Source organism: Streptomyces sp. NPDC052036 (genome assembly GCF_040680495.1).
Classification (GTDB): Bacteria; Actinomycetota; Actinomycetes; order Streptomycetales; family Streptomycetaceae; genus Streptomyces.
This window is the reverse complement of the sequence record NZ_JBFAWW010000043.1, coordinates 37,400-46,790: the sequence shown is the minus strand read 5'-3', so window position 1 is coordinate 46,790 and position 9,391 is coordinate 37,400. Positions and strand designations below refer to the sequence as shown.

General features: G+C 65.8%; 12 protein-coding genes and 1 pseudogene. 4 read left to right on the top strand and 9 right to left on the bottom strand.

All coding sequences use genetic code 11. From position 1 onward, the window contains the following. The first annotated feature begins 68 nt into the window (after positions 1-68). A complete protein-coding gene (locus tag AB0L95_RS36030) occupies positions 69-299 on the top strand; it encodes a hypothetical protein (protein WP_365169514.1) in 231 nt (76 codons plus the stop codon). Between the two features lie 142 nt (positions 300-441). Here the strand turns inward: AB0L95_RS36030 and AB0L95_RS36025 are convergent, their stop codons facing one another. From AB0L95_RS36025 to AB0L95_RS35995, 7 genes are all read right to left on the bottom strand, one after another. Beyond that, entirely contained in the window at positions 442-684 is a 243-nt protein-coding gene (locus tag AB0L95_RS36025; RefSeq protein WP_365169511.1) for a LuxR C-terminal-related transcriptional regulator, read from the bottom strand. A gap of 296 nt (positions 685-980) precedes the next feature. Further along, positions 981-2,078 carry a transposase gene (locus tag AB0L95_RS36020; RefSeq protein WP_365169508.1) on the bottom strand — a complete coding sequence of 366 codons (1,098 nt, stop codon included), beginning with the start codon at positions 2,076-2,078 and terminating at the stop codon, positions 981-983. A 207-nt stretch (positions 2,079-2,285) separates the two neighbouring features. Next, positions 2,286-3,644, bottom strand: a complete 1,359-nt coding sequence (locus tag AB0L95_RS36015) for a hypothetical protein (RefSeq protein ID WP_365169505.1) — start codon at positions 3,642-3,644, stop codon at positions 2,286-2,288. Between the two features lie 83 nt (positions 3,645-3,727). Continuing rightward, entirely contained in the window at positions 3,728-4,243 is a 516-nt protein-coding gene (locus tag AB0L95_RS36010) for a hypothetical protein (protein WP_365169502.1), read from the bottom strand. A gap of 304 nt (positions 4,244-4,547) precedes the next feature. After that, on the bottom strand, positions 4,548-4,802 hold the full coding sequence (locus tag AB0L95_RS36005) for a hypothetical protein (RefSeq protein ID WP_365169499.1): 255 nt from the start codon (positions 4,800-4,802) through the stop codon (positions 4,548-4,550). 111 nt (positions 4,803-4,913) lie between these two features. Beyond that, the gene (locus tag AB0L95_RS36000; protein ID WP_365169496.1) at positions 4,914-5,144 is read right to left on the bottom strand and encodes a WhiB family transcriptional regulator; all 231 of its coding nucleotides are present in this window, start codon (positions 5,142-5,144) and stop codon (positions 4,914-4,916) included. Further along, the gene (locus AB0L95_RS35995; protein WP_365169493.1) at positions 5,144-5,572 is read right to left on the bottom strand and encodes a hypothetical protein; all 429 of its coding nucleotides are present in this window, start codon (positions 5,570-5,572) and stop codon (positions 5,144-5,146) included. Before AB0L95_RS35995 ends, AB0L95_RS36000 begins: the two co-directional genes overlap by 1 nt. 289 nt (positions 5,573-5,861) lie before the next feature. Between AB0L95_RS35995 and AB0L95_RS35990 the strand changes: the two are divergent. Continuing rightward, a pseudogene (locus AB0L95_RS35990) lies at positions 5,862-6,131 on the top strand (transposase); the annotation flags it as partial. A gap of 783 nt (positions 6,132-6,914) precedes the next feature. Here AB0L95_RS35990 and AB0L95_RS35985 read toward each other — a convergent pair. Beyond that, positions 6,915-7,268, bottom strand: coding sequence for a hypothetical protein (locus AB0L95_RS35985; protein WP_365169490.1), 354 nt, complete (start codon positions 7,266-7,268; stop codon positions 6,915-6,917). Positions 7,269-7,582: 314 nt separating this feature from the next. Here AB0L95_RS35985 and AB0L95_RS35980 point away from each other — a divergent pair, with 314 nt between their 5' ends. Both AB0L95_RS35980 and AB0L95_RS35975 read left to right on the top strand, forming a co-directional pair. Next, the gene (locus AB0L95_RS35980; protein WP_365169487.1) at positions 7,583-7,909 is read left to right on the top strand and encodes a hypothetical protein; all 327 of its coding nucleotides are present in this window, start codon (positions 7,583-7,585) and stop codon (positions 7,907-7,909) included. Between the two features lie 16 nt (positions 7,910-7,925). Further along, positions 7,926-8,387 (top strand): hypothetical protein, encoded by a 462-nt coding sequence (locus tag AB0L95_RS35975; protein WP_365169484.1) that lies wholly within the window; start codon positions 7,926-7,928, stop codon positions 8,385-8,387. A 238-nt stretch (positions 8,388-8,625) separates the two neighbouring features. Here AB0L95_RS35975 and AB0L95_RS35970 read toward each other — a convergent pair whose 3' ends face one another. Beyond that, a complete protein-coding gene (locus tag AB0L95_RS35970; protein ID WP_365169481.1) occupies positions 8,626-9,267 on the bottom strand; it encodes a hypothetical protein in 642 nt (213 codons plus the stop codon). Between the last annotated feature and the right edge of the window lie 124 nt (positions 9,268-9,391).

Genomic DNA, 9,391 nt, shown 5'->3' with positions numbered 1-9,391 from the left:
GGCCGGACCCACCACGCCTCACCTCCACCACTGCGACGGAGGCCGGCTGCACCCCGCAACGGCTGGAGGTGCTGGGCGGCGACCGGACGCGGCAACCCGAGCTGACCGAGTGGTCTGCCCCGGTGCCGCTCGTGCTCGTCGACTGCTTCTACGCGCCGGTCACCGGGACGCCCGTCCCGGAGCCGGTACCGCCCGCCGAGATCCGGTGGCTGCGTACCCGTTCCGAGTGGGAGTACCTGCGGTCGCTGGCCGGGCTCGGTGTCATCGTGCTCGCCGAGCGGTCCGGGATGCGTCCGTAAGGGGGGGTGAGCCGGCCGCCGCGTCGGGGGCGCCGGCGCGCCGCGGGTCCGGCGCACGGTCGCCTCACCGGGCGCCCGGCAGGGCCGGTCCGGAAACCCGGGTGCGAGCGGTGCGCTCCGGCGCGGCCGGTGGCCGGGGCGTTCAGGGGCGCACGTCCGTGAGTGGCCTGCCGGTGAGAACGGCCTTCACCACCTCCGTGCGCGAGCGCAGCCCGGTCCGCGCGAACAGCCGCGTCAGGCGGTTGGCGACGGCGTCCTCGCTGAGTCCCAGCACGGTCGCGATGTGACGGTTGGTGAGTCCCTCGGCGAGCAGGGTGGCCAGTATCTGCTCGTTCTCCGAGGTGGCCTGCTTGCGGCCGGGCACCGTCCTCCCCGCCTCACGCATCGCAGAACGGGATCAGCGGGCTGGGGGCCGAGGTGCCATAGCCACAAGTCCTTCTCCGTGCCGCAGCCGTGCGGCATCCGCTCGACCTGCACTTGTAGGACGGTGCCGCGCACGATGGGCAAGGGCTTGTCCACGGGCCAGTCGCTCCACCAGCTGGATCGGCGGGTCAGCTGCTGGTGCAGGTTGCGCCAAGCCCGGATGGTGACCCTCCCGTAGCGGTCGCTGTCGAGGTGGACCTCGAGTATGCATCACGGCCTTTGCCTGATCGACTGTCAACTCGTGGCGAGAAGACACGATCACGCAGAGGCCGCCCTGCTGTCATAAGAACCGCGGAATCTGTCCTGCCCACGGCCAGCGCCTGTGACCCGGAGTGACCGGGAACTCAAAATGCAAGGAAGCCGAACGTGTTGCGGGCGACGAGCTTGATCACGCGGTTGATGCCTTCGCTCTTGGCGTTGCGTGTTCCACATCGTGGCGAACTGTTCGTCGGTGAGGTCCTCGCGGTTGCGCAACAGGCGCCGCCTGGCATTCCGTTCCGGGTCACTGGCGCGTCCGCGTCGGCCGCGCATCCCGGCGGTGGTGCGGCGCCGGACCATGGACAGTATCTTGTCGGCGAGCTGGACGACGTGGAGGTGGTCGTCTACGACGGTGGCCTGCGGGAGACCGGTGCGGACGGCGGCGCGGTAGGCGGTCGACATGTCGATGGCCATGTACTCGGTGCTCTTTCTCCAGGTCAGCGGGGTGGCGGTGAACCAGGCGAACGCATCGGCGACGGTTCGGCCCTCGACCTGGCCGAGCAGGCCGCCGGTTCCGAGCGCGTCGGCGAACCCCGTATGCCACCGATCGCGCCTCAGCCTCCACTTGCCGGTGGCGGGGTCCCGTTCCCAGCGCGGCCGTCCGCGCCGGGTCTCGTCGATGCCCAGCACCCGGCCCTCGGGAAGCGGTGCCCCGGTGACCTCGGGTGCGACGGCGCGGAAGGCGTCCATCACGGTCGGCCAGGACAGGTGCAGATCCCGGGCGGCCTGGATGACGGTGGAGGCAGCGTCGCGAATGCGCCGCCCGGCAGCACCGCGCAGTCGCATGGTGATCCGTGCCCCGGCCGGTATCTGCGGGATCCGCTCGGTGAAGGACCGGCGCGGGCAGCCGGGCTCCCGGCACCACCAGCGACGCTTGTGCCGGCGGAACTCCAGCCCGCTCTCGCCGTACGGCAGTTCGCGGGGCCGGGTCAGGGCCGAGCCCTTCACCCTGGTGGCGAACACCCCACAGGCCGGGCACGCCTGGGCCCTCTCATCGGCGGTGGCCAGATGGACCCGGCGTGTCCCGTCCCCAAGCCGCTCGACCCGGACGAGGGACACCCCGTCGAGGTCGAGCAGCCACGTCGTATCGTTGAGCAAGCCCGTGGCTCCTGCATGATCGTTCTGCGTAGAGAACAGAGATGATCACGCAGGACCACGGGCACCTTGCGTCCAGGGCCAAGCCGCCCGACCCAGCACGAAGCGTGACGTCGCGTCAGTAAGCCGAACCAGCACACCGCTCAACTTTGAAGACCCCCCTTGCCTCCCGGGGTTCCGTTCCGTCAGGGGCTGATGCGTGCTGCGTTCTCAGCCCGTCCCGTCGCCGAGGGGCCCTTCGTCCCTGACCGGGTACACTGCCTCGACTATTTCCTCCGGGGTGTACTGGATGCCGTCCTGGTCCACGAGAACATGACCGGGATCGCGGTAGTAGGCCGACATCAGACGACCGTTCCACGGCGTGAGAACCCGCCCCATCGGATAAACCGCGCAGGAGCTGAAATCCAGATCTGCCTTTCGTGCCAGGCCGTCCGCCGCAGTGAATATCCTGTGCTCCGACACGTCCTCGACGACGATGAGCAAGCGTTTTTCGCCCGCTTGTTGAGCGGCGCCCAGGTCAAGGTATTCCACAGCGTAGGAAGTATTTGCCACCTCCCGTAGGCTCGTCGGCATTTTGGACTGGGCAACCACGCGCCAGAACGGATTCGTCCCAGTTAGACAATCGACGGCCTCCGCCGGCTCGATCCGACCTCCGTGAGCAATTTTCGAGTGGATCAGTGGCACCAGATCGGCCAAGAAGTCGCTGACATGGATATGCGGCGTGTGCACTTCATTGGCCGCCAAATACCTCCTCAGATATGCCTCGATGGCACCGCCCTGTAGCTCGTGCCGCCCGTCCACCAGGCCCATCCAGTGCTCCAGCGCCTCCCTGGTGAGTGTTCCCTGCGCGTACAGGTCGAAGAGTTGGAGGTAGTACTGCACGCGGGGCACCTGGACCACCATGTCGACGGGGATCCCGGTCGGCAGGACCGATGCCAGTGCGGCCGCCATGCGGGCGACCATGGTGCCCACCTGCACCTCGTACAGGTTCGGGCGGGGATCGCTGCGGATCTCGTGGATGACGTGACGCGGGTCGGGCCGCACATCGAGCACGGGCGCGTCGAGTCGGCTGCCGTTTTCGAGGTGGGCACGTACGGAGCGCGCACTGAACAGGCATGAACCGAGGACAAATGTCACGCGATCGTATTCGGAGACTTTCTTCAACAGCTTCTTGGTACGCCGCAGCAGGGCGAAGTCGGTCGTCCCGCCGACGTTGACCTGCGGCAGGAACACCACGGAGTCGTCGCCGCGTGTCTCACGGACAGCGACTCCCCCTGGGTTCAAGTCGGTCGTCTGCAAGAATTCGGCGAACCAGTGTATTCGGTCGCGGCCTCGCCTGAGGGCCCGGACGTCCTGCTTGGGCGGCGGGGTCAGGCCGTGCGCCGCGTTGGAACTTTTGACCGACTCGTCGAACTGAGGCAGGCTGACCACCGTGAGGTTCTCGGCTATTTCCAGGGGCCGGTCTCCTCGATCAGCATCCAGTTCCTGCCAGGAGAACCTTACCTCGCCCCCTTCCTCATGTGTAACCGAGGTTGCCTGCTCGTCAAATATCGCAAGCTTCAGCGGCATCTCATCGCCCTTCGCGATTCGGGTTCATATTCCAATTCGATAGCGAGGTTGCATGGCAGCGTATTCACGCTTTTCCAGCAGCCCTATTTCGCCCTTTTATCGATCATGAATGTCCTGCGATCAATTACCTGGTGAATTCGCGGTATAAGGGTTGTCCCGTGAATGATCTTCGAGTCGCTTCTGGCGTGCCTGATCGCGTCGGCCAGTTCCCCACGCCGCACCTCGCGCGCGGTGACGGGTCGATCCCGCCACTTGTAAAACCACGACTCCGACACACCCAGCACACGGCACGAGAGGTTGTGCGGAATGTTCTGCCCGGCCTTGCAGTCGCTGATCATCCTGGCCACCTGGACCGGGTCCGGGGCAGCTGCTTCACCCGGATAAGCACGGGCAGTTCCTCCCATCGTCGGTGGACAGCGCTGCGCCCCGCCGAGGTCGTGCTGGTGTCGGCGGGGCGCAGCGGGTGGTGCGGCTGGGGAATGCGGCGAGGCCATGGGCCGTGCGCGTGAAACCGGCTTGGTCGTTCCCGAAACGGCGGCGGGCGAAGCCGTCTCGGGGTCGGGTTCGGCCGCGGTTCGCGGGCAGTCGGTGATCGTCATGGGGGCCTCCGGAATGGGTCGTTCAGGGCGTGCGCGAAACGGCGGGGGCTGCTCCCGAAACGCGGCGGTGCGTTCCCGAAGCGGCGGTCGGTGCGGACTGTTGATCACGAAACCGGCACCGGCTCTACCCGCTCCGGGCGCACGAAAAGGCCGACGGCCCGGGGGATGGGCAGCCGGTCTCGCGAAGCATCACGGGGCGGGCGCGAAACTGGGTACATCTCCCGCCGGCGGGCGCGAAGTCAGCTCTCGGGGAACTGCGCGCCGTGCCGGTACCGGCCGATCAGCGGCCGGCGCCTTCGGCGAGCTACTCGGGCGAGCCGACACCGAACAGGTTCTGCGTGGCGAACAACTCGTTGAGCGCGGTCGCGGTGCGGACCGCGTGCTGCTCGAAGCGGCCCTCGCCCGCCCACTCCTCCGCGATGACGTGGAGGGCGGTGCGCCAGCTGCCGCTGTAGTCCTCCGGCCCGATCGGCGGGATGTCGCTGCCGAAGATCGCGAAAGCGGCGGCCTGGGCGGCGGCTTCCGTGCCGCGCTGGAGCGGGGTCATCGTCGTGGCCATGTGGCCTCCCTCGACTGTCGGTCCGGGCTGTCCGGCTCCCCTTCACCGCCCGTCCCGGCCGGCCGCGGTGCAGCGGTCGGTGCGGGCGGATTAGGCAGCCGCCAGAATGGATCAGGCGGAGCGGCGGCGGGCGGCGCGGCGCTTCATCGCGCGGCGTTCGTCCTCGGACAGGCCACCCCAGACGCCGGAGTCCTGACCGGACTCCAGCACCCACTGGAGGCACTGCTCGATGACCGGGCAGCGACGACAGACAGATTTGGCTTCCTCGATCTGGACCTTCCCGACGGGGAAGAAGAGCTCGGGGTCTTCCTCGCCGCATACCGCGTTGTGACGCCAGTCCATCAGCGCGCCCCCCCAACAGTGACGGTCGCAGTGGCCTTGCCCTCACGGACCAGGTAGTCGGACGTCGTCCATACGGAACCGATCGCGACCAGCTCCGCACGCGGCCTCAGCACGTCCTTCACGATCAGCGCCCATTGCGCGCCGTGACGCTTCAACAGCTCGCGCGTCCCCTTGGGGTCGCGGACGAGCGCGATCACCTCGAATGCGCCGTCCGCGTTCTGATGGATGGCGCCCGGCTGCCGCGGACCGATCTGATCGTCGATGACCCGGCGCAGCGCCTCGCTCATCATCGGGTCGATGTCCGGAACGGCGGACCGCTGCGGGTGCGGCCGGCCGCCGGCGGGCATGGGCTGTCGCCCGTCCCGCTCGTGCGGCGTCGGCCGAACCGGCAGCGGGGGCCGCTGTGTGGTGGCAACGGCAGATGTCATGCCGGGCATGCGGGTCGTCCTTTCGCGGAAGGTGACCTGCGACAAGAACCCCCAAGGGCCCAATCCCTGGGGGTTCGTCGCGTACGGGCCCCGCACAGCCGCGGGGCAGTGCACCCTGCGCACTCCCACACGACCGCCGGGCGTTGAAACGCGGCGGCCGCATAAGGCAGCGTAGGCTGCGACCTCACAGGCGTTAAGTCCCGGTTCTGATGATGCGGTGTCGCCTGTTCGTGGGTGATGGGACGGTTCCGCCCCCGCGTCACGTCGTGTGCATGACGAGGTCGCGGGCATGGAACGGATGCCGTACGCGACCGACTTGTCCGACGAGCAGTGGGCGTTGATCGAGCCGCCGGTCACCGCGTGGAAGCAGGAGCGGGTGGCGCGGTCGGCGACCGGGGACCCGGGCTCCTTCGACCTGCGCGAGGTCGTGAACGCGCTGCTCTACCAGAACCGGACAGGCTGTCAGTGGCGGCTCCTGCCGCACGACTTCCGGGCCTGGTCGGCGGTGTTCTACTACTTCAGCCTGTGGCGCGAGGACGGCCTTGGCCAACGGATCCAGGAGAGGGTCTGGCAAACGAACGATTTACCGGGACTCTTGCAGAAAGCCCCGGCGTTCACGCCAGGGATGAATGCATCTCAAGGCTGCCCTGACACCCCCCCTCCACCTGCCCCAACACTGGCGCTGACAGCACGACTTCACCGACCTGCGGACGGCGACCGGACGGCGCATGGTCACCTGACCCGCGCGATCGCCCTGCCTGCCCACGACCCGAAAGACCTCGGAGACCCCGCACCGAACGGCCCCCCGGCAACCACCGCTGCCCACACCCCGAACAAACACCCGAAACCCACCCGACACCCATGATCAGAATTCACGCGGTGGATCGAGACTGAAGGCATAGGAACGAGAGAAGCCAGGTCCGAAGATTTCCCAAAATAGAGCTCGAGGTGCGAGCAACGTAGTCCGGATCGCATTTCAGGCCCCACACGCCTTGAACACAGCCAACCGAAACCACTGCCGGAGATAACAAGAAACTATCCCACGACATGTCACGCGAGTCGGCGAGTGGCCCTAAACGGAGCCTCGTCGTTCTCTCGATGTGTCCAATTCATATCCGCAAGGTGACATTCTCCTCCTGTCTTGACGCTGGCACCCATACGGCCGGTTACCAACAAAGCATTGCAGCCCATCGGCTCGTGAGCGCCAGATGCAGGCGCGTAATCCGGCATGCGAGAGGAGGGCCGGGCGATCCGGCCCTCCTCAAGTCTTCGGATATAACACTTGAGAACGTCGATCCCAAGTACGCGAGGCAGCGGGTGAGTCGTTGCCAGGCGCGGGTACTCAGGCGACGTAGTAGCTAGCGCCGCTGGCCGTGTCGATGGCCGTCACCTTGACGTTCCGGCTGCCGTCGAGCTGGAAGGATCCGACGTACCACAGCCAAGTACCGGCGTGTGCGATTACGTTGACCTGACGGACGCCGGCCGGCGAGTTAAAGGTTTGGCAGTGTCCGGGGCTGACGAGGCCGGTCTCGTAGCCATCAGTCGTCCACTCCAGTTCGAAGGAGAACGAACCGTTGGCGCACAGCGTGACTGTCCCGGTCTGCGGGGCTGCCTGGGCCGTGGCAGGAAGAAGCGCGACCGTCGCGCCAGCGACGAATGGCAGCGCGAGCCCGGCAATCCAGCGACGCAAATTCATGAAATGTCTCCTAGCTATGCATGGAATCGTCGCTGCGAAACAGTCCGTTCCCAGCACACCGATGAGAAAAACCCTAAGAGGAGGACCCCGCTGCGTCAACGCCGATTATCTGTCACTCGGCTCTAAACCTTCGCCCATGTCTCCAACGTGTCCCTATAAAGGGACGACTGATATTGCATATTGGGGACGTAGTCGCCATAGCGCCAGCCAGTCGAGACGCACGAGCTGCCCGACGGGTAACTTCTGCGAAAACTGGCCGACGTATCACGTCGGCCACGCCCTGAAGGATCTGGGAGATCAAGCCGTGGCATCAGGTGAACGGTACGATCTGCGCGATCGTGCGGGTGTGGGACATAGTCATCGAAACCCTGTGGGAGTTGACCTTGGTCAAGGCTGCGTTCTTCGACAACCCGCCGCTGCGTCTGCTGCTTCTAATCACCGCCACGAGCCGCATCTTTTCTTCTCGCAAACCTGCAGCCGTCGCCCGTGACGAGGTCCTGGCGCTCCCGGAGGAACCATGTGCCGTTCACCCATTTGGCCTACTCCATCATGCGAATTTTGTGGCGACGACAAGTCTAAAAGGAGATATGTCTATCTACGTTTGGTGGGGATCCCGGATGGGCGTGCTGCAGCGATACTGAGCCCCCCCGCGCCGTCGTGCCCGCTGCTCTGGGTAAGTTGGCCGTGGGAGCAACGGCGTTTATCGTCGTGAAGAAGTGGAAACAGGCTGGCAAGCGTGAAGTGCCTGAGTGTGTAGCTAACCTCAACGTTTCGCTGCGCACTTACCTGGACGCAGGTCGCGCAGGAAGTCTTGACGCAAGTATTATCAGTAGGCTCATTTCCGATTTGGACACTGTGAAAGCGTACTCTGACAACAGTGGCGTCGCCGTCGACTTTTCGACCGGGCTGTGGGGAGCGCTGGTCAATCTCGTGGTCGATCACACGCGGCAGCTTGCCGAAGCATATTCCGTTGAATTGGAGGAGCTTCAGGGGAAGGTGACGGATTCCGGGAACGATAGCGTTATTGACCTGCGTCGCCATCTTGAAGTTCAGCGGCAAATCATTGCCGGGCAGCATAATCATTTCGTATCGTTGAGCAAGCCCGTGGCTCCTGCATGATCGTTCTGCGTAGAGAACAGAAATGATCACGCAGGACCACGGGTACCTTGCATCCAGGGCCAAGCCGCCCGACCCAGCACGAAGCGTGACGCCGCGTCAGTAAGCCGAATCAGCACACCGCTCAACTTTGAAGACCCGCTTTTCACGGCCGGCGTCCGCTTCAGAGCACGTCTTGCAGACGTGGTGCGCTTCTTCTTCTGCTGGGACCTGAGGTCCCGCATCCGCTTGCGCTGCCGGTTCAACCGGCGGCGCAGTGTCGCCGGCCGGTGCTGGTGGTAGCTATGTTGACCACGGCCAGGTCCACGCCCACAAACCCGACCGGATCGGTGTTCAGCGGGTCCTCGGTGAGCTCGCACGTGGCAAGCAGGTAGAACTGCCCGTCGCGGTGGACGAGGTCCGTCTCTCCTTTGCGGTGCTCGGCGAGAAGTGTCAGATGGTCAAGGTGCCCGGTAAACGGGACACCGCTGAGCCGGCCGGCAGTGGTCCAGATGGACACGGTCCGCTGGTCGTGCTGCCGGCTGAGCAGCCGGTCGTCGTACGGCTGCGCCGCATCCGGGCGGAACTCGACCGGCTTCGACTGCGCTTTCGCCCGCCGCTTGGACCCCGGCTTGCCCAGGTTCCCCGCCTTGACGCTGGCGTGCACAGTCGCGTACGCGTCGACGACCTTCTTGATGCTGCGGATCGCAGCTTGCGCACCCAAGCCCATCGCCTTCAGGTCGGCGTAGACGAGTTTCTGCGGGCCGGACTTGGAAAACTCACGTTTATCGAATGCGATCCGGGACGCGAGATCCGCGCCCTCGTTGCACGCGTGCAGCGTCGCCAGCAGCCGCGGCGCCTGCTCGGCGCTCGGCAGCAGCTTTACCTGCACGACGATCCGCATGCGGAAAACGCCAACGTCCCGCACCGACAACCGGGGCCGCCCCCAACGCAGTTGACTGCGTGCACTCCAAGTCGTCGGCGGCAATCACCTCAGCAGACAAGCCTCTGCGCGGCTCCCGGGCGGA